Here is a 19,068-nt window from a genome sequence, read left to right on the forward strand (position 1 = left end):
CGGGTGAGTTTTGAAAGGAGAAAAAGAATGGCAAAAATATATTATGACAAGGACGCAGATCTGAATATACTCAAAGGTAAAACCATAGCGATTATCGGTTATGGTTCTCAGGGGCATGCGCATGCCCTGAATCATCGGGACAGCGGTTTAAATGTTGTGGTTGGAGAACTCAAGGGTACCCCCAATTACGAGAAAGCCGTTCAGCATAAAATGAATATCATGACAGCAGCGGAAGCCGCGAAAAAAGCCGATCTTATTATGATGTTGGTACCGGATGAATTCGCTGCTGATATTTATAAAAAAGAAATTGAGCCTGGCCTGACTGCCGGTAAAACTCTGGCCTTTGCGCATGGATTCAATATTCATTTTAAAACAATAGTTCCGTCCAAAGATGTGAATGTAATTATGGTTGCCCCCAAAGGGCCGGGACATATGGTCAGAAGAGTTTATGAAGAAGGTTTCGGCGTTCCTTGTATATGGGCAGTACATCAGGATGCTACCGGTAACGCCAAAGACATAGCCTTGGCTTATGCAAAAAGTATCGGCGGTACAAGGGCTGGTATTTTGGAAACTACATATAAAGAAGAAACAGAAACCGATCTTTTCGGTGAACAGTGCGTGCTTTGCGGAGGTACCACAGCTTTGGTTCAGGCCGGTTTTGACATATTGGTTGCCGAAGGTTATCAGCCGGAAATTGCTTATTTTGAATGCCTGCATGAGTTGAAGCTTATTGTAGACTTAATGTACGAAGGTGGTATTGCCAAAATGCGAGATTCTATATCTAACACAGCTGAATATGGCGACTATTCTGTCGGTCCCAAAATTATCAATGATGGAGTCAAGAAAGTCATGAAAGAAGCGCTGAAAAGAATTCAGAGCGGAGAGTTTGCCAAGGAATTCCTGGATGAATGTAAAGCCGGGAAACCTAAAATGACCAAATATCGTGAAGATATGAAGAATTCTCTGATCGAAAAAGTAGGTAAAGAGTTGCGCGGTATGATGAGTTGGATTAAGAAAGACTAGTTGTTAGCCTGAAAAGGTTTTGCTAAATGAGCGAACGGATTATAAAGATTTTTGATACCACATTAAGAGACGGTGAGCAGGCTCCGGGAGCCAGCATGACCATTGACGAAAAACTGGAAATGGCCAAACAGCTTGCCTATCTTAATGTGGATATTATTGAAGCCGGTTTTGCTATTTCTTCCAAAGGTGATTTTGAAGCCATAAAAACTATCGCTCAACAGGTTAAAGGGCCGATAATTTGTAGTCTGGCCAGAGCGGTAAAGCTGGATATAGAAACAGCCTGGGAAGCTGTTAAACATAGCGCCAGACCTCGTATCCATACTTTTATAGCTACCTCTCCCGTACATATGGAATACAAGCTGAAGAAATCGCCGGAAGAAGTTTTACAGATTGCCATTAATATGGTTAAGTTTGCCAAATCTCTTTGCGCAGATGTGGAATTTTCCGCAGAAGACGCATCCAGGTCTGAACCTGAATTTCTGTTCAAAATATTTACTGAAGTAATCAAAGCCGGAGCAACAGTTATTAATGTTCCCGATACCGTTGGATATGCTATTCCGGAAGAATTTGGAAAGCTTATTAAAAGCATAAAAGAGAATGTAGAGGGTATTGATAAAGTAGATATAAGTGTTCATTGTCATAATGACTTGGGACTGGCTACGGCCAATAGTCTGTCTGCTATTAGAAACGGGGCCTCACAAATTGAGGTAGCTGTTAATGGCATTGGTGAACGCGCAGGAAATGCTTCTCTGGAAGAAGTAGTAATGTCCGTTTATACGCGCAAGGATTTGTTTAAGGCTGTAACCAATATTAATTCCAAAGAAATTTATCGCACATCAAAATTGTTAACAGGGATAACAGGTATTATGGTGCAGCCCAACAAAGCTATTGTCGGTGAAAATGCCTTTTTGCACGAAGCCGGTATACATCAGGATGGGGTGCTTAAACATCGTGCGACCTATGAAATTATGAGTGCCGAAATAATAGGGCTTAAACAACAGGCCCTGGTATTAGGAAAGCATTCAGGTCGTCATGCTTTTAAGGAACGTCTGCAGGAATTGGGTTTCCATGTAGATGAAGAACAATTACAAAATGCTTTTGAAAAATTTAAAATTCTGGCTGATGAAAAAAAGGTAGTATCGGATAAAGATATAGAATCAATTGTGGCCAAGGAGTCTATTCAGATTGAAGAACGCTACAAACTTGAATACGTTCAGGTCACGGCAGGGAATACTACTAAACCGACAGCCACTGTCAGACTTGTTTCCAATGCCGGAGAAATACTGGAGAAAGCAGGGTTGGGTTCTGGTCCGGTTGACGCAATTTATAATACTATTGAAGAACTCATCGGTCGGAAAATAAATCTGCAGGATTATATAGTTCACGCTGTTACGGGTGGCACGGACGCGCTAGGCGAAGTTACGGTTCGTATCAAGGAAAACGGTGAAGTGTACACCGGACGAGGTTCGGATACCGATATCCTGGTATCCAGCGCGCAGGCCTTTTTATCTGCAGTAAACAAGTTGTTTTATTATAACAATCGCTGAATTTGATTTTCCGCAGGATTGGTATTTATGAACTTTAAGGACCTGCAAATTCTGCCGGAACATTTTTTTTTGCAGGACACTATAAAAATCGCCAGGCAATTATTAGGTAAATATTTAATAAAAGTTCAAAATAACGGTAAGGTACTTGGCGGCATGATAGTTGAGAGTGAAGCTTATGAACAGGATGATCCCGCAAGTCATTCATATCGTGGCCAGACCCCCAGGAATGAACCTATGTTCAGAAAAGGCGGGATAAGTTATGTTTATTTTATATATGGAATGTATCATTGTTTTAATGTAGTAACCGGCCTGGATGGCGTCGGTAGCGCAATACTTATCAGGTCCTTGGAGCCGTTATTCGGCGAAGACATAATGAAAAAAAATCGCAAGACAGATAATATAAAAAAGTTGACCAGCGGACCGGGCATGCTTTGCCAGGCTCTGGATATTACCAGAAAAGATAACTGTGTTAATTTGCAGAATGGCCATATCGGAATATATCATGATCGAACAGATAATGTTAAAATTAACATTGTACAGGTACCTCGTATCGGTATAAAAGAAGAGAACAAAAAACTTTATCGTTTTTATATAAAAGGAAATGAATATGTTTCGGTCAAGTAGATTTTTACCTGCAAGCTTTTTATTGCAAACATTTAGAAATGTATTCCTGACTATATGTCTGTCAATTTTGTCCGGAGCGTGTTTCGCTTATCCGTTTCCTCATTACGAAACGTGGAATGTTTATGAAACCGAACATTTTAATATTTATTTTAATGACAAGACCAGATATGTAGCTGACCAGGCTTTTGACATTGTTGAAGACATTTATAAAAGTGTATCGACCGAACTAAAATATTCACCCAGAGATAAAGTAGAGCTGGTTTTTTCTGACCTGAGCGATCTTGCGAATGGCAGTGCGGATTATTTTTCACAAACTATTGTCATAGAGGTTTCATCGGCGCCAACCAACGAACTGGGGCCTTTTAAAAAGAGCGCGCTCTACAATATTATTACGCATGAACTGACTCATATAATTCATCTGGGTATGAATTATTCTTCCGAAGCTTTGTACAGGTTAACAAAACGTTTGACCAGCAAAGGGTTTTTATATCCTCAATATATAGCTGAAGGGTACGCAGTTTATAACGAGAAACTTCTGGCCGGAGGCGGAAGACTTTATAATTCCTATTTCCATGAATATATGATGGCTTTTGCCAAATACCATGATTTCCCTAAATTAAGTCAATTGGCTAATCGCAGTATGCTACGCTGGCCACAGGGAAATGGCCCTTATATTGTCGGAGCTGAATTTATCGATTATCTGGCCGATCAGTATGGTATACAAAGGCTGCTGGATTCCTACCACGATTTTGCCAAAGATTTCTATTTATCAGGCTTCGAACAGGCCATACATCAGGCTTACGATAAATCAGCTGAAGTGCTTTATGATGAATTTCTGGAAAAAACTTTTAATACCTACATGGAAAAAGAAAAAACCGAAACCTCATATAATATAGTTATTTCAGCAAACGGCTATGCTCAATATCCAGCCTGGCTGACAGAAAATAAATTTGTTTATTATCAATCGGATTTGCAGCAGGACCCGGGTTTTTTTGAATATGATCTGCAAAACTCAAAGAGCAGTACTATGTTAAGGGAACCCTATCTGATGAGTAATTTCCAGTTGTCAGACGAATCGCTTTATCTGATTAAATATGAATATCAGGACCTGTATAAAACTCAATTGCAGCTATATAGATATTCCCTGACCAATAATAGGGAAGAAGTTTTGGAAAAGCATGTAAGGAACTTTATTGTAAAAAACAACCGGTTATTTATGGTCCAGGACATGGTAACCGGAGATGTCCTTTCAGAAGTAAATTTTGAGAGTCTGGAACATAATAAACTTCTTGAAGCGGAATATCTGGATTTTTTAGCTTATGACAGTCTGCATTATAGATTGGCTTATGTTAAAAGAAATCAGGCCAAAAACGGGCTTTATTTTCTGGACCTGAAAAGTAAACAGGAAAATTTGTTGTATGAAGGCAATATTCGCGACTTGTCCTTTGATACTACCGGTGATGTCCTGTATTTTGTTGCCGATTGGGACGGCTACAGCCAGCTTTATTCCTATCAAACAAGGGAAGGTTCTCTTCATCGTCTTACCAATCTTTTAACGGGAGTATATCACCCCTCAGTGCAAGCGAACCGGTTGCTTTTTTCTACACTCACCAATAAAGGTTATGATATTTGTTACATTGATAATCTGGCAAACAGCATAGTATCTGTGAATTACAAAATACCGAAACCGGATGAAATTGTCCCGACTATTCCGACCTTCCAGGCAATTTCCTTAAATATTAAAAAGGAGATAACACCAAACTTTTACGCTACCTATTTTAAAAAGCAGTATCCTAAACAGCCGAAGCCTTATGATATGTTTAATGTTAATTTGCTGTATTTCATTCCCTTTCTAGCCATCAGTAATTACGGCAGTTATGTGGGCTTCAATTCTCTAATGACTGACCCTCTGCAATATCACCAGTTCCAAATGTACTATTTATATAATTATGGTTTCGAGAATTATCAATTCCAATATATGAATACAGCGCTTTATCCTTTCTTGCAGATGAACGCTTCCAAAGAAAACGACACCCAGGCTTTTACGACCAGTCTGCTTTTCCCGTTTATGCAAAAAGATATATATTTTGATTTTTCCGCTGGGCTGCAAAACCAGACGACCAGCCCCAACAATCAGGCGCAGTATTTTACTTTTGCCCATAATATTCGTTCATATCGTGGTTATAACTATTCAATATCGCCTGAAAAAGGTTTTGCCAATCTGTTCTTTTTTAAAATTCGGGATAACACCAGCTATACTTCTGTTTTGGATGATTTGAATCTTTATATCCCGGGCCTTGCTCTTAATCATGTTCTGAAATTGAATATTACCGCGGGCAGAAGTCAGAATGAAAGTTTCACAGTCGGAGGATTTCCCAATACCTATTTTGTGCGCGGCTATGGATATAATGATACAAAGTCCGGTCCGTATCTGGCGAAATTTAGCCTGGAATATAAATATCCGCTGGCCCGTATCGATGATTTAACATTCTTTAATTTTTACACCTATCAGCTTTATGGTACATTTTTTGTGGATTTCGCCGATACTGATAGCAGAACAAATCTTTTCCAAACTCCTTTGTTTAGTGTAGGTTATTTAATCGACGCGCAAAATGTTTTTTCTAACCTTATCCCTCTCGACATCGGGATAGGTGTGGCTACCACCCCTAAGTCCAGTTTCAATCTGATCTTCTTTTTCAGCCTTTAGGTTTTTTTCGGATATATATCACCCCTCTCCAGCTTGCGGGAGAAGGGTTAGGGGTGAGGGTAGTTCCAAAAAAACGGGAAATAGTATTCTAATATACGATATATTTAATAAGAATATTTATTCATAAGGGGTAACAAGTGCGCGCCAAAATTATTTCTTTAGATATTGAATTGTTCCGGGAATTTTTTTCCACAAAATGGATTTATAGCGTAATGCCTGAAAAAGTTAAAGAATTCTTAGAAAAACTTATTGTGCTTAAAGGTCCTGCGGATAATCCTGAACATAAAGTCAAATGGGCGGCATATGTAAATCAGGTTGTGGAGTTCATACGAATAAGCTCTTCTGTTCCCGCTGAGGATAAAATGAATCCTTTAAAATCTATTACGGCTTGTTTATTAAATATCGGAGCGAATAATTTTGATGCTGTTCAAAAGAAATTTTTAAGGGATATTACAATCCTCGGTTTTATTAAGCGAGCTGTTTCTGCGAACGATAAAATTTCTTATGATGCAAACCATATAGCAGTTGCCAATATTATAGCAAATGAAAACGTTGAGCAGGCGATGGCTTATTTGGAAAAAGTAATTAATGAGCATGAAGGGGCTCCGGTTAGTTCCATAACAGAATTGATAGAAAAAAATATTGATTTTAGTAATAAGGATAAACTCTTACCTATATTAAACATGATTATTGAAAGACAAACAACATGGGTACAAGCCAGGGCGCGAGTTTTACTGGGTAGTATAAACGATGACAAGTCGTTCGAAATTTTCATTACTAAAAATAAAGCCCTGAAACTGCTTGTGGATTTGCTCAAACAATATAAAAATTCAAATAATGTGCTTAAATTTGCTGTCGACACTGCCACTTTTACGTTATGCTACGAACAAGGGGTTATTAAGTGGAATTATTCTAACGGTGAAAAAAAATACGATGGAGAAATAAGTATAAATGATAATATAACCATTTCTGAAAAAGGAGAAATAGATATCAAACATACTATAGATGCTCAGAATTTCGGCAGTGGAGGTTCAAACCATTATTATTTATCTTTGCAAATAGACGAAAAGAACAAAAAATTGAGATTCAAGATTGGCAATTACTCATATTCCGAAATGCTGGGAGATGGAAAATTCTATCCGATGTTTGAAGGTCATGGCATCTTGCCGGAGCTAGGTTAGAGTATGAAAAATAAAATCATCTCAGAACAAGAATATATTGTCCCGGCGGATATTCAGAAATGTTTGGAGTTCATAGATGGGCGCATGGGAAGTTCTGCGGAGGAGATATTAAGTAAGATATTTATTTATAAGCAAAAAACACCTGACAAAGACTGGCCGTTCATTGTCGAAAATTTATTGAATTTAATCTCGATGGGAGTTGGGGAGGATGTAGACAAGGGGGTAAAAGCTATCTGCTTTAAGTCCATAAAATCATGTTTGTTGAACCTGAACGATAAGAATTATGAGACAGTTAAAGATAAGCTGCACCGGGATTTAAACAAACTGAATATTAAGGATATTAATACGGAGATTCAGGAAAAATGGGAAGAATTTTTAAACAGTCCATGTCATGGCTCCAACATTGCTATAAAAAGTATTTTAAGTAACGTCGGCGACTTGCTGGTTGAGGTCAATAAAAACCTGATAAAAATAAAATATCGGAATTTTGAAGGTAATCTGAGCCCTGAGCAGGCAATCGGTGCGCTTTCAATGTTTGCTTATCATATGAATGAATCCGATAAATCTTCAAGTGAAAGCACTTCTATGCTTGAATTTGCAAAAGGATATGATTTTCTAATGAGCTATCTAAAACCAACAGATGCCATATCTTTTAAGTGGGAGGAATTCTTAAATCAAAAAGCCCGCAAATCCAATGCCCTTTTCAGAGACTTACTAAAAACTCCCGGTCTGAATATTGAAATTAAAGATAACCGGGTAACTATTCGATATTCAGGTGAAGAATGCATAGTGGACATTGATAAAGCAATAGAGATATTGGGTGAATACGCATTAAATATGAATGAGTTCAATATGTCTGGTGACAGTTATGCGGAGACAGAATGGGGCAGAGCTCATTCGGGTTTGCTTGATGGTATTCGAAAGGGTTCTGACTATACTAAAATATGGGAAAATTTTCTAAACAGCAGTAGTGCGGGGACAAATAGAAAGATTAGTGAAATATTAGGGCGCCTAAAAGATTTACATACTTGTTTACTTAATGATCAGGTGGAGATTAAATATACTCAAAATGAGCAAACATATTCAGCTTCTTTTCCGATAGATGAAGCCAGACTAATAATATCAAAACTGGCATGGCAAATTGATAATATAGATGAAGCACTTGGCTCGTATGATGAGGGCCAGGTTATGAGCGGTTTCAGGTTGCAGCGAGAAGCAATTGAAGAATTAATAAATCAACTGAAAGGTTAATATGCTTAACAAAGTAATAGCAACAGATAATCAAATAAATATTCCAACAGACATAATCTTCTGTCTGGACTTGGAATCCGGGCAGCTAAAGTTGCCGGTGCCCGAGGTCCTGGCTAAAATTTATGATTATAAAAAAAGCTCTTCAGCAGAGGAGTGGCCGATTATCGTAGATAAATTGATTAAGATCATATCAAGAATGGTCAATTCAAATGTTGATGATGACGTAAAAGCCAGAGCTTTGAGGTCAATCCAGAGTTGTCTGCTTAACCTGAGTGATGAGAAGTATAGGTTTATTCAGCCTCGGATGGTACGTGACTTAGAGTTATTGAGGTCAACTCCGCAGAAAAAATGGGAAGCATTTTTAAACCAAAAAGCGTCCGATAGCAATGTTTCAAATAAGGATGCGCTTGATGGTCATCCTGCGCTGCGCATCGAGTTCCATGACGACCTGGTAAGTTTGGCCCATATTAATCATCGCTGTTCCTCCTTATCTGTTGATGAAGCTATCCGAATATTATCTGAATATATATCAACTAAAAATTTAACTCAGTTGGAAAGAAATATTGGTCGTCATGAGTGTAAAGAAAGTTTTTGGAATACTTTTTTACGGCAAACATATAGTAATTCCAATGTCAAATATAAGGATATCTTAAAAAAGCAATCAAACCTGCAACTTGAGTATGCAGATGGCCGGGTCACCATTAAATATAGTAATTATTCAAAAACATTTGATGTTAACACCGCGGCGAATATTTTAGCAAAATACGCGGAATATATGTACGAAGCGGATAACGCTCAAGATGATGCTGTATATTCGGAAGAGTTTGGCGCCGGATATGATTACTTGGTAAATCATTTAAGATCGACAGATCAGATTAAAAGTTCTGAATTGGAAAAATGGGAGAATTTTTTAAATCAGGTAATGCCTGTCTCCAAGAAAACAGTGAGCGATTTGGTAACCCTGACAAGCAGAGCCAACAGCCTTGTAGTTGAGATTAATAATGATGTGGTAACTATAGGGTTTAATGATCAGGCCTGTAGAGTTGATACAGATGAAGCCGTTGAGATTTTAAGTGAATACATTGGAATCATTGATCAATTCGGTTTTAAAGATGATCCTCTCTGCCGTGGTCTGGTAATGACCGCAAATATGCATCTTTTTGAAACCATTAAAACGCACTTGGGAAGTACGCCAAACATAACATCCGTTGAATCTCCGAAATGGAGACGCTTTCTGGACCAGATAGGTCCGCATTCAAAAATTTCTTTTAGAGATTTATTAAGTAATATTAATCGTTTCCGACTGGAAGCCGATGGAGAATGGATAACCATTGGTTATTCTACTCAAAATTGTAAAGTCTCAGTGGATAAAGCAATCCGAATATTAAGCGAGGTGGCTTTGGTTTTGGACAGATATGATCGTGGGCCGTCTTCTCCATGTAACAGCAACCAGGTCTCGGCGGTTTTTACTGTATTGTTAAGCAATATCAGCAGATATTCTGTAATTAGGGCCGCAGACTGGAATAATTTTCTGATGAATAATCAAAAATTAAAAGATTTGATTAAAGCAAATGAACTGGAATTACAGTTCGAGAATAATCAGGTCCAAATCAAATATAAACATAACGACCAGATCTATTCTAAAAGTTTATATTTTGATGAAGCCATAGAGGTTCTTTCGAGTTTCGTTTCATCACTAAAGGCTGCCGATTTAGCTTTGTCTTCATGTGATGAAGGCGCCAGGCTTAACTGTTTGCGGCTAAAGATAGAAGCTGAGCAGGAATTTGTTGACTGCCTAAAAAAGATCTGACCTTCCACAATACGATTACACGGCTCAACATTTCAACAACTATAGATCATTGGCCAGCTTTTTCAGTTTCCCCACATTTTCCGTACTGCCAATAACAATCATCACTGTGCCTTCGGGCAATTCTTCATCCGGGAAAGGATTGTAAACAAAGCTGTCCGAATTTGGTTTTTTCAGCGAAAGGATAAGCAGGCCGGTAAAATCCCTGATTTTGGAACTGCCTATGGTATGCTTGATAAGATCCGAACCCTTACGCACTGTTACTTCAGAGAAACGGGTATTACTGGAAGTATCGCGCATCATAATATCCAGAAATGTTGTGACAGAAGGCCGGATCATTTCCGAGACCATACGCAAACCGCCGATCAGGTTCGGTGAAATTATGGAATTTACTCCTACTGTTTTCAGCTTGTCTATGGCTTCCGGATCATTAGCGCTGGATACTATACGAATACCGGGATTGAGCTTTTTGGCCGAGACGATAACAAACAGATTATCTTTATCATCCAAAGTGGTGATGATACCCGAAGCGGTTTCTATACCCGCGGCAAGCAAATTGTCATTATGATAAGCGTCGCCGTAAATATACATTAAATCTCTGTATTGATGGGTAAGCTGATTTATTTCATTCATATCAGAGGAGATGATAACAAAGTCATTTTTGGTGCTGTACAGTTCATCAATGATTTTTTTGATCATTACTCCTCCCCCGCAGAGTATAATATGGTTTTTTAGTTTATTGATCATTCTTTGCATCTTTCTCCTCCTTAGTATCTCCTTTAATTCGCCGTCTGTGATAACCGAAGTTATAGTAGAAGCAACATACATGATATTGCCCATACCGAACATGATCAGGATCATGGTAAAAATACGTCCCTGAGGATTATGACTGAGGTCAATTATTTCCCCATAGCCGATAGTTGTCAGCGTTATTACTGTCATATATAAAGCATCAAGAAATGAAGAACCTGGAGCGAAAATATGATAACCGCTTACACCTATACTTATGGTGATGAGCAGCAGGAAGATGGCGAAAAGGATCCTTTGTTGCAGGCTTAAAGTCATACTATTCTATGCGTACCGGTCCAGGATTTTTCCAATATTATTCAGCTGTTCCTGCACAGCAGTTTCTGTAACATATTCATCATGAAAATTATTTTTACCAATTTCAGGCGTGGCGGATACAATGTCCAGCGAAAACATTTCCGAAGGTTTTACCAGTGGTTTGGTGTTTGTTTCATTACTATAATAAGCGGCAAAATTTACTGGCTGGAAACCTTGGATGCTTTCTACCATAGCTACTGCTCTTCAGAGAAAACCAGGGCAGTAAAAGCTTTTAATTCACAGTCTTTTTGCAGGTAACAATTAGAGGGAAGACCTGCTTTGTTGCAGACTCCTTCCAAATATTGCGTCTGGTTCCATTTTTGTTCAACCGGCACTTGCGGCAATAATACTCCGGATGAATATTTGTAACTCACCAGCAGTCCGTGTTTGCCTACCACTACATTTTTATAGTTAATGGGAAGCAAAGGTGAAAGGACACTTATTTCTATGTGAATATTCGGTAGTTCTTCTTTGGTTAACGCATTGAACCTCGGATCGTGAAAAGCAGACTGAATTGCCATTTTTTGAACTCCTATATATAACGGATATTGTCCTATTATATTGCCGATACAACCCCTTAATTGATGGTTAACAGTTAAGGTCACAAATACTCCGGTTACCTGATCCAATGCCGGATAATTGTTTTCAATCAAATGAATTTTGTCGCTTAATAGATGATTTTCAATGGTTTCACGGGCTATAGATAATAAAAATTGTTTCTCTTCGTGACTTAATTTTATTTCCATAATCTTATTATTAATTAAACCATTTCATTATTGAAAAGTACAACTTATTATTAAATAATCTGGTAATTTTTTTATCATCAAATTTATCCAGTAAGCCCTTTTTGTTCAGGAGATAATTCAATACATCTATTCGGTTCTGCAATACAGCCGGATCAATGGCGCTGGCGTACCTGGACTGTTCGCTGATTTGTATTAACTGCTCCAGAACCGGGTCTTCTTTTAATTCCGTTTGCAGTTGGGTATTGGATGGTAGAAGATTAAGTATTTCCCAGGTGTCTTTTTGAAAGTTGTAGGAGTTCAGAACGTTCGCAGCCTTCATGGTTTCATTCCTCTGGTTAAAATAAATACCTACGTATGCTCCTTTAAATTCCTGAATACCGTTTTGAGATTGGGGTACCGGGTAAACCGAAAACGCGAATTCCTGTTTTTTCAGGATATTGTACATCCATAGACCTGAAATTATTGAATAATCCTCACGTTTCAAAAAAGCCTCAACCGGATTATCTTTAAACATACCGGGATATATTTTCTTAAGAGTAGCCAGCAATTTAACAGTATAGAGCATGTTTTGTGTGGAAAAGGGTGACTGGCTTACCCAGAATGGAAGTTGATCATTAAAAAACGAAAGAAAATTATAAAAATCATTGGCAAGCCACTTATTGGGAAAGGACATCAAATTTGTATGATTTTGTAAATAATTCAATGTATCGGTCCATGTCCGCACAGGTATGGCAGGATTATCACCCCATACATAGAAAGCTCGTATATCCCAGAATAACGGTTTTACTTTGTAAAAGTTGGAATAATACTGCGCTACAAAAGGAATGTATGTGTGCCCGGTCAGCAGTATATCCGGCAGCTTTTTGTTTTTGAAACTTTTAGTAATCTCTTTAAAGGCATTATCCCAGTAGATTATCCGGATTTTTGCCTGCGGAAAGTATTGCTGCAAAATAGGTGTAATTTTATCTTCCTGTCCTTTATCCAGGGTTAACCATAAATCCAGGGGAAAAACAAAAGAAAAAAGGATAAAAAAACAGAAGAAATATTTCGCCCGCATTGTATTTCAATTATAATAAGATGAAGGATAAAAAGTCAAAGGAGGATTTGTTCATGGAAATAAAAATCGAACACCCATCTCAGCCTGAAGAATTAAATGCTCTGGGCGTGCCGGGCTGGCCTACCTGGCAATCACCGGTATGTGAGTTTGATTGGCATTATGACAGCACAGAACTGGCATACATATTGGAAGGAAGGGTTATTGTGGTCACACCTCAGGGAGAAATCGAAATTAAAAAAGGTGATTATGTAACTTTTCCTGCCGGTTTAAGTTGCAAATGGAAAGTGTTGGAAGCCATAAAGAAACATTATAAGTTTATTTAGCACCTCACATTATTAAATGATGTCATTCCGAGCGAAGTCGAGGAATCTTTAGTTAACAAATGATAGCATTTTCTATATAAAAGATCCCTCCATTGCGCTTCGCTCCAGTCGGGATGACATTTGCTATTACCTAAACAACCTCTGATAAAATCTCTTTACCTGAAATTTTAATAGCAAAGAATCCGCATTCAAATTAGAACTTAATAAATGGCAGTTCCCTGTTTGTTTTAAGTTATGTTTGAGGATATATAAATCCAGTGGATTAATATGCAGGGTTTTATAGGCCCGTAGACGTTTCAGATAACTTATGTCTTCATTATTAAAATCCTTATCGGAAAAAATTTGCAGGGGAATAATCCAGATTTTCAGCTTCTGGCTGTAAGCAAAAGAATCTAGTTCGGTACATTCTGAGAAATTATCTTTATTTATGAAAAACATCACGATTTTTTGGGTCTTTTGCGGCAAGTGGTTTATGGCACTGATGATTGTGTAAAATGAATCGCTACCAGAATATTCGTTATGTGTTTCTTTATTTAATGAAAAGAGCGGGAAGATTAGGAAGTCCGGGTCGAGATTACTGAGCTCTTTAAAATTATTTCCATGACAGATTATGGCATTTTTTTGTTTTCTTGCTTTTGAATACTGAATAAATTCTGATAAAGATTTGGTACTATTTGTATAATGAGAAAAAATATTTAACGTATTTTTTTTACCTGCTGTTATTATTTTTTTTATGGCCATTTCGCTCAGAGGTTCGGGGAATTTGCATTTCAGACAATTCCAGAAACATTTGGACGTTATAGGAAAAAAATTAGCATCCATCTGGCGATAAAATTCGATAGCATTCAATAAGTTTTCTGGCCATTTTGTTCGCGGACAAAGACAAAGCTTTTTTATAAGCTTCATTGGATTTTTGTTCATGAAGTTTTTCGTCGCTGATCAGCTTAAGCACTTTGTCGGCAAATTCCTGTTCGTTTTCAGTGCTCAGCATACCTCCCAAATTGTCTTCCAGAATGCTGCTCACTCCCATGGCATCGATAGCCACGGCCGGGACCTTCATGGATAAGGCCTCTAAAATTACCAGGCCCTGGGTTTCTGTTTTGGATGCGAAGATAAAGGCCCTCGACATTTTCAGTAAGGGGAAGATCAGGTTCCGCTCAATATAGCCGGTAAAAATTATTTTATCCAGAATGCCTAATTTTTCAGCTTCTTTTAAAAGGTTTTTCTTTTCCGGGCCGTCACCGATAATAATGAAGCGTGTCTGCGGCAGACTGGAGTTGATAACAGCAAAGGTTTTCAGAAGAAAAGGTATATTTTTTTCTTTTCCCAACCTGGAAATTGTTGTGATGTAAATCAGGTCTTTACTAAGATTATATGTTTTTTCAGCTTCTGTAGTGAATATCTTATGATAGTCTGTCAGCACAATACCCGTAGGAATTACTTCAATGGGTGTCGTCACATTATAATTGATAAGTTCTTCTTTAACTTTAATCGAGGGTACGATCACCAGGTGATTGCTGTTACAGAAAGATTTGCTGGCCCAGATGGCGAAATTTTTAGCGTAATCTCCTGGTATGGGTAGATAATGAACATATTCCGAAAACATTGTGTGATAGGTATGGACAAGAGGTTTGTTGTATTTTTTTGCCATAAAAATACCCAGAAGGCCCATAGAAAAAGGAGTGTGGCAATGAACTATATCTATATCCAGTTTGGAAAATTTGTTCAAAGATCGCGAATAGGGCAGGGATATACGATATTCCGGCTGGAATATGAATTTTGCTGATTTAAAGCGAAAAACGTTTTTCTCAGCAGAGGCCGATTTGCCTCCTATATACGGGGCGTAGATATAAACATTATGGCCCTTTTTTTCCAGTGCTTCTCGAAAGATTTCTATGGAAGTAACGACTCCGTTTATCTGAGGCAGGTATGTGTCAGTAAAAAATGCTATATTCATGATTAAAATTTTACCAGATCATGTTCAATATATTGGTTAATCAGATTATCCATATTATATTTTTTCTCATCACGAGGCAAGATACCTTCTATGAATAAAATTTGTTTTTTGAAATTTTCCAGTATCAAAGCCAGTTGTGCTTTTTCGGCTTTTTCTATTTGTTCCAGTGTTTTCAGGGTCAGGTCAAATATTCCCGGGTTAGGGTTATTGAATTGCCCTGTATGATATGTAATGGCAAGGCATTCATAAGCGCAGGAAAGTTTATTGATGTTGGTGGAAATCTGGATATAGGGGTTTATCGTATCCACAGATGTTATGAATGCCATACCTGTCTTTTTTGAAACTGTATAAATATTATGCATAAAAGACTGTAATTTGCCACCATAGCTGCGTTTGGATTTTTTTACCCCTTTAGCCAGCAGCGATTGTTTACCCAGCTCTTTGGAAAACACGATCACGATCAGGCTGCTGTCACTATAGGGTACGGTTTTCAGATTTATTGCATCAAGTTTAATAAGCACCTTTATATTATATCACTTTTATATAGAAACCATACGCTAAGGGTTCTGTCTTGATGTTTTCATCGGCAGTATTATCCTAAAAAGGAGACTTCAATGTCATTACGAGCGAAGCGCGGCAATCTGCTTTTCTAGATATGTGGATTGCCACGTCGCTAACGCTCCTCACAATGACCAATTACTATTTTCGAACAATTCGAGAAAGAATTAGGGGGGTGAGGTAAAAATTCAGAGATTATCAGAAGACCAAACCGATAAGTTCTCTATGTTGTCAAAAAAAATAGTTAGTATAGTCAGGCAATCAAATAACGGAAAAGATTCTTTAAAGTTTCAGAAAAAGATAAATTTTCTTCTTAAAGACACCCGCGATATTCAGAAATTGCTGGATATTGCTAATAAATATTATACACAGTTCGGACCATATAATGTAGTCGCTTTTCTCTACCAGTTGGCTTTGCTTGCCGGTCAGCAGAATGGAAATCGGAACGAAAATCCCGCTGTTAAAAATAAGGATTTAATAGATTATATGCTCAAGGAAATACACAATAATAAATGGTGGCTGACAAGTTATAGCATTTCTTTGTTATCCTGGTCCTGCGCCAGGCTTGAGATACAGGATATTAAATTTTTGCAAATGTTGCGCAATTTGATACGAAAAGATATCAAAATTTATAATGCGCGCGATTTATCAATGATTACCTGGTCATTTGGCAAGCTGGGGTTTAGAGATGAGCCATTTTTTCAGACAGTCGGCAATGAAATTATCAGGCAGATAAAGAGCTTCGATGACCATGGCTTGTCCAATATAGCCTGGGCATATGCCAATCTTGATATACATAATGATTTATTATTTAGGGCTATAAGTAAAGAATCAAAAAATACCATCAATACATTCAGGGCACAAAGTTTGGCTGCTATGGCCTGGGCTTTTGCCAAATTAGAAATACAAGATAACAAACTTTTTAACCAGATCGGCAGACAAGCGGTAAAAATAATAAATGAATTTTCAACTCATGGTTTGTCCAATATTGCCTGGGCTTTCGCGAAATCTCAATGTAATGATCCGGACCTGTTCCAGAAAATCAGCGATTACGCAAAAAAAAATATTCAGGGATTTATAACCCATAGTATCTCCGCGCTTTTAACAGGTTTTGCGCTAGCCGGTATAGTGGACAAAGAGTTGTTCCGTATAGCAGGTGATGATCTATGCGAGAGGATTCATGAACTTAATCCCTATAGTACCATCGGAATATTGAAATCTTTTGTTACTTTGGGGACCAAACACACAAAATTGTTTTATAGATCGGCTGATATCGCCTGCAAGCAGATTTACTTATATGAGGCACGTCAATTGACTTTGCTGGCCTGGGCATTTGCCAGGGCCGATATCTATAATGAACAGCTCTTTGATTTGATCAGAGAACAAAGTAGACTGAAAATAAAAGAATTTAATTCGCAGGGACTTTCTTTGATCGCCTGGTCCATGGCCAAATTCAGGATTAAAGACGAGAATTTATTAACCTTAATAGGTCGGGAGTCAGATTTGAAGATGGCAGACTTTAATCCTCAAGAACTGGCTAATTTGAGCTTGGCTTATGGTACATTGGGTGTAGTTAATAAAGAATTGATACAAAAAATAAACAGGTACGCCCTGAAGACAATTAAAGAATTTAATTCCCAGTCTTTGTCTATATTAGCCCAGGCCAATCTGTTAAACGATGAATTTGACCCCCGGCTTACTGAAAAAATAATCGGACGTATAAATGAACTGGGACATTTCAAAAGCAAAGAATTATTGAGAGTATATTATTTTTTGCATTATCTGGAATTAAACGGATTTGACTGGCGTGGCAGTCTGCGTACGGAAATAGTAAAAGAAATCGATGAACTGATGATAGCGCAGGAGTTGGATGCTCCGCAATCATCCGCAATACATAAGGTTATTTCGCAGAGCCTCACTAATCTTGGCATTGTGCATAATGATGAATATTTTATGCACGGTTTCTATATTGATTGCGCGGATATAAATTCTAAAATTGCCATCGAGATAGACGGCGTCTACCATCATATGCAGAACGGTGATATAGTAGGTAGGGATTTGTTCAGGGACAGGATGTTGAACCTTATGGGCTGGAAAGTAGCGCGAATTAATGTTACCGACTGGCTGGAGGCTGAAGATAAGGAATTTTTTTTATTGAACTTGATGGCTCCTTTTTATGAAATAGATAAACCCTAGAAATCCCGCTTGCCATTCCATAAATTACGGATTAAAATAATGTTCTGGCGTGAATTACGGTAAAACCAACAAAAAGAAAAACTTACTCGGTCTTAAAGATTTATCCCGTCAGGACATAGAAAATATTCTTCAACAGGCAACTCTTTTCAAAGAAATTTTTAATCGGCCAGTTAAAAAGCTCCCTACCTTACAAAACAAGGTTCTTGTTCCGCTGTTTTATGAGGCCAGCACCAGGACAAAGGCCAGCTTTGACATGGCTATGAAAATGTTGGGGGCAGGTTCGCTGGGTTTTGCAGTACAGACCAGCAGCATCTCCAAAGGCGAAACACTTATCGATACAGTTAAGAACCTCGAATCCATGGGTATTGACGGAATTATAGTCCGGCATAATATGGCCGGAGCCGCTCAACTGATCGCCAATAATGTTAACATTTCGGTTATAAATGCCGGTGACGGTTTTAACGAACATCCCACACAGGCCTTGCTGGACATGTTTACCATGATCGAAGAAAAAGGTTATATTGAGGGGAAAAAAGTAGCGATTATAGGCGATATTTATCACAGCCGTGTAGCCAGGTCCAATATCTGGGGCCTTACCAAATTGGGTGCTAAAGTAGTAGTTTGCGGTCCGCCTTCGCTAATTCCCGAAGGTATTGAAACCATGGGAGTTACGGTTACACATAAAGTGGAAGAAGCCATTGATGGCGCTGATTTCATCAATGTACTCAGGGTACAGTTCGAACGGCAGAAAGGTAATTTCTTCCCCAGCGTACGTGAATACTACAGGGAATATGGAATAACCCCCCAGCGTTTGAAAAAAGCCAAAGATGACGTTATACTGATGCATCCCGGGCCTATGAACAGAGGTATTGAGATCAGTACAGAAGTGGCAGACGGTCCCTATAATGTAATATTGGAACAGGTTAAAAACGGGGTTTCCGTTCGTATGGCGGTTTTATATTTGCTGCTCATGGGAGGATTATAAAA

At 38.2% G+C, this 19,068-nt stretch carries 17 protein-coding genes; 10 read left to right on the forward strand and 7 right to left on the reverse strand.

Annotation, left to right across the window (positions count from 1 at the left end; translation table 11 throughout):
- The first annotated feature begins 27 nt into the window (after positions 1-27).
- The 7 genes from ilvC to PHV30_03200 all read left to right on the forward strand — a co-directional run bounded on the left by ilvC (position 28) and on the right by PHV30_03200 (position 10,143).
- A complete protein-coding gene (gene ilvC / locus PHV30_03170; protein ID MDD5456016.1) occupies positions 28-1,023 on the forward strand; it encodes a ketol-acid reductoisomerase in 996 nt (331 codons plus the stop codon).
- A gap of 26 nt (positions 1,024-1,049) precedes the next feature.
- On the forward strand, positions 1,050-2,570 hold the full coding sequence (locus PHV30_03175) for a 2-isopropylmalate synthase (protein ID MDD5456017.1): 1,521 nt from the start codon (positions 1,050-1,052) through the stop codon (positions 2,568-2,570).
- A gap of 27 nt (positions 2,571-2,597) precedes the next feature.
- Complete coding sequence (locus tag PHV30_03180) at positions 2,598-3,194, forward strand: DNA-3-methyladenine glycosylase (GenBank protein ID MDD5456018.1); 597 nt, start codon at positions 2,598-2,600, stop codon at positions 3,192-3,194.
- On the forward strand, positions 3,178-5,901 hold the full coding sequence (locus PHV30_03185; GenBank protein ID MDD5456019.1) for a hypothetical protein: 2,724 nt from the start codon (positions 3,178-3,180) through the stop codon (positions 5,899-5,901). The genes PHV30_03180 and PHV30_03185 overlap by 17 nt, the downstream gene beginning before the upstream one ends.
- 137 nt (positions 5,902-6,038) lie before the next feature.
- Positions 6,039-7,082, forward strand: a complete 1,044-nt coding sequence (locus PHV30_03190) for a hypothetical protein (GenBank protein MDD5456020.1) — start codon at positions 6,039-6,041, stop codon at positions 7,080-7,082.
- Between the two features lie 3 nt (positions 7,083-7,085).
- A complete protein-coding gene (locus PHV30_03195; GenBank protein MDD5456021.1) occupies positions 7,086-8,333 on the forward strand; it encodes a hypothetical protein in 1,248 nt (415 codons plus the stop codon).
- 1 nt (position 8,334) lies between these two features.
- Complete coding sequence (locus PHV30_03200) at positions 8,335-10,143, forward strand: hypothetical protein (protein MDD5456022.1); 1,809 nt, start codon at positions 8,335-8,337, stop codon at positions 10,141-10,143.
- 39 nt (positions 10,144-10,182) lie between these two features.
- Here PHV30_03200 and PHV30_03205 read toward each other — a convergent pair whose 3' ends face one another.
- From PHV30_03205 to PHV30_03220, 4 genes are read right to left on the reverse strand one after another with little or no spacing between them, the layout of a single operon-like run.
- On the reverse strand, positions 10,183-11,205 hold the full coding sequence (locus PHV30_03205) for an NAD-binding protein (GenBank protein MDD5456023.1): 1,023 nt from the start codon (positions 11,203-11,205) through the stop codon (positions 10,183-10,185).
- Between the two features lie 6 nt (positions 11,206-11,211).
- Positions 11,212-11,436 (reverse strand): hypothetical protein, encoded by a 225-nt coding sequence (locus tag PHV30_03210; protein MDD5456024.1) that lies wholly within the window; start codon positions 11,434-11,436, stop codon positions 11,212-11,214.
- A gap of 2 nt (positions 11,437-11,438) precedes the next feature.
- Positions 11,439-11,990, reverse strand: a complete 552-nt coding sequence (gene amrA / locus PHV30_03215) for an AmmeMemoRadiSam system protein A (protein ID MDD5456025.1) — start codon at positions 11,988-11,990, stop codon at positions 11,439-11,441.
- Positions 11,991-12,000: 10 nt separating this feature from the next.
- Positions 12,001-13,047 (reverse strand): hypothetical protein, encoded by a 1,047-nt coding sequence (locus tag PHV30_03220; protein MDD5456026.1) that lies wholly within the window; start codon positions 13,045-13,047, stop codon positions 12,001-12,003.
- Positions 13,048-13,100: 53 nt separating this feature from the next.
- On the opposite strand from PHV30_03220, the gene PHV30_03225 reads away from it, so the two are divergent.
- Positions 13,101-13,370, forward strand: a complete 270-nt coding sequence (locus tag PHV30_03225; GenBank protein MDD5456027.1) for a cupin domain-containing protein — start codon at positions 13,101-13,103, stop codon at positions 13,368-13,370.
- Between the two features lie 126 nt (positions 13,371-13,496).
- Here PHV30_03225 and PHV30_03230 read toward each other — a convergent pair whose 3' ends face one another.
- The 3 genes from PHV30_03230 to recO all read right to left on the reverse strand — a co-directional run bounded on the left by PHV30_03230 (position 13,497) and on the right by recO (position 15,848).
- Complete coding sequence (locus tag PHV30_03230) at positions 13,497-14,111, reverse strand: hypothetical protein (protein MDD5456028.1); 615 nt, start codon at positions 14,109-14,111, stop codon at positions 13,497-13,499.
- Positions 14,112-14,181: 70 nt separating this feature from the next.
- Positions 14,182-15,327, reverse strand: a complete 1,146-nt coding sequence (locus PHV30_03235) for a glycosyltransferase family 4 protein (protein MDD5456029.1) — start codon at positions 15,325-15,327, stop codon at positions 14,182-14,184.
- A gap of 2 nt (positions 15,328-15,329) precedes the next feature.
- A complete protein-coding gene (recO, locus tag PHV30_03240; GenBank protein MDD5456030.1) occupies positions 15,330-15,848 on the reverse strand; it encodes a DNA repair protein RecO in 519 nt (172 codons plus the stop codon).
- A gap of 262 nt (positions 15,849-16,110) precedes the next feature.
- Between recO and PHV30_03245 the strand changes: the two genes are divergently transcribed.
- Positions 16,111-18,081, forward strand: coding sequence for an RAP domain-containing protein (locus PHV30_03245; protein MDD5456031.1), 1,971 nt, complete (start codon positions 16,111-16,113; stop codon positions 18,079-18,081).
- A 49-nt stretch (positions 18,082-18,130) separates the two neighbouring features.
- Positions 18,131-19,066, forward strand: coding sequence for an aspartate carbamoyltransferase catalytic subunit (locus PHV30_03250; protein MDD5456032.1), 936 nt, complete (start codon positions 18,131-18,133; stop codon positions 19,064-19,066).
- Positions 19,067-19,068 lie beyond the last annotated feature (2 nt).

The sequence above is a fragment of the Candidatus Margulisiibacteriota bacterium genome (genome assembly GCA_028715625.1).
Lineage (GTDB): Bacteria > Margulisbacteria > Riflemargulisbacteria > GWF2-35-9 > GWF2-35-9 > JAQURL01.

Excerpts from the sequence above, each read along its gene's own strand:
- amrA (MDD5456025.1), bottom strand. The coding sequence starts at position 11,990 with ATGGAAATAAAATTAAGTCACGAAGAGAAACAATTTTTATTATCTATA.
- ilvC (MDD5456016.1), top strand. The coding sequence starts at position 28 with ATGGCAAAAATATATTATGACAAGGACGCAGATCTGAATATACTCAAA.
- PHV30_03230 (MDD5456028.1), bottom strand. The coding sequence starts at position 14,111 with ATGGCCATAAAAAAAATAATAACAGCAGGTAAAAAAAATACGTTAAAT.
- PHV30_03195 (MDD5456021.1), top strand. The coding sequence starts at position 7,086 with ATGAAAAATAAAATCATCTCAGAACAAGAATATATTGTCCCGGCGGAT.
- PHV30_03220 (MDD5456026.1), bottom strand. The coding sequence starts at position 13,047 with ATGCGGGCGAAATATTTCTTCTGTTTTTTTATCCTTTTTTCTTTTGTT.
- PHV30_03210 (MDD5456024.1), bottom strand. The coding sequence starts at position 11,436 with ATGGTAGAAAGCATCCAAGGTTTCCAGCCAGTAAATTTTGCCGCTTAT.
- PHV30_03205 (MDD5456023.1), bottom strand. The coding sequence starts at position 11,205 with ATGACTTTAAGCCTGCAACAAAGGATCCTTTTCGCCATCTTCCTGCTG.
- PHV30_03200 (MDD5456022.1), top strand. The coding sequence starts at position 8,335 with ATGCTTAACAAAGTAATAGCAACAGATAATCAAATAAATATTCCAACA.
- PHV30_03235 (MDD5456029.1), bottom strand. The coding sequence starts at position 15,327 with ATGAATATAGCATTTTTTACTGACACATACCTGCCTCAGATAAACGGA.
- PHV30_03175 (MDD5456017.1), top strand. The coding sequence starts at position 1,050 with ATGAGCGAACGGATTATAAAGATTTTTGATACCACATTAAGAGACGGT.
- PHV30_03225 (MDD5456027.1), top strand. The coding sequence starts at position 13,101 with ATGGAAATAAAAATCGAACACCCATCTCAGCCTGAAGAATTAAATGCT.
- PHV30_03245 (MDD5456031.1), top strand. The coding sequence starts at position 16,111 with ATGTTGTCAAAAAAAATAGTTAGTATAGTCAGGCAATCAAATAACGGA.
- PHV30_03185 (MDD5456019.1), top strand. The coding sequence starts at position 3,178 with ATGTTTCGGTCAAGTAGATTTTTACCTGCAAGCTTTTTATTGCAAACA.
- PHV30_03180 (MDD5456018.1), top strand. The coding sequence starts at position 2,598 with ATGAACTTTAAGGACCTGCAAATTCTGCCGGAACATTTTTTTTTGCAG.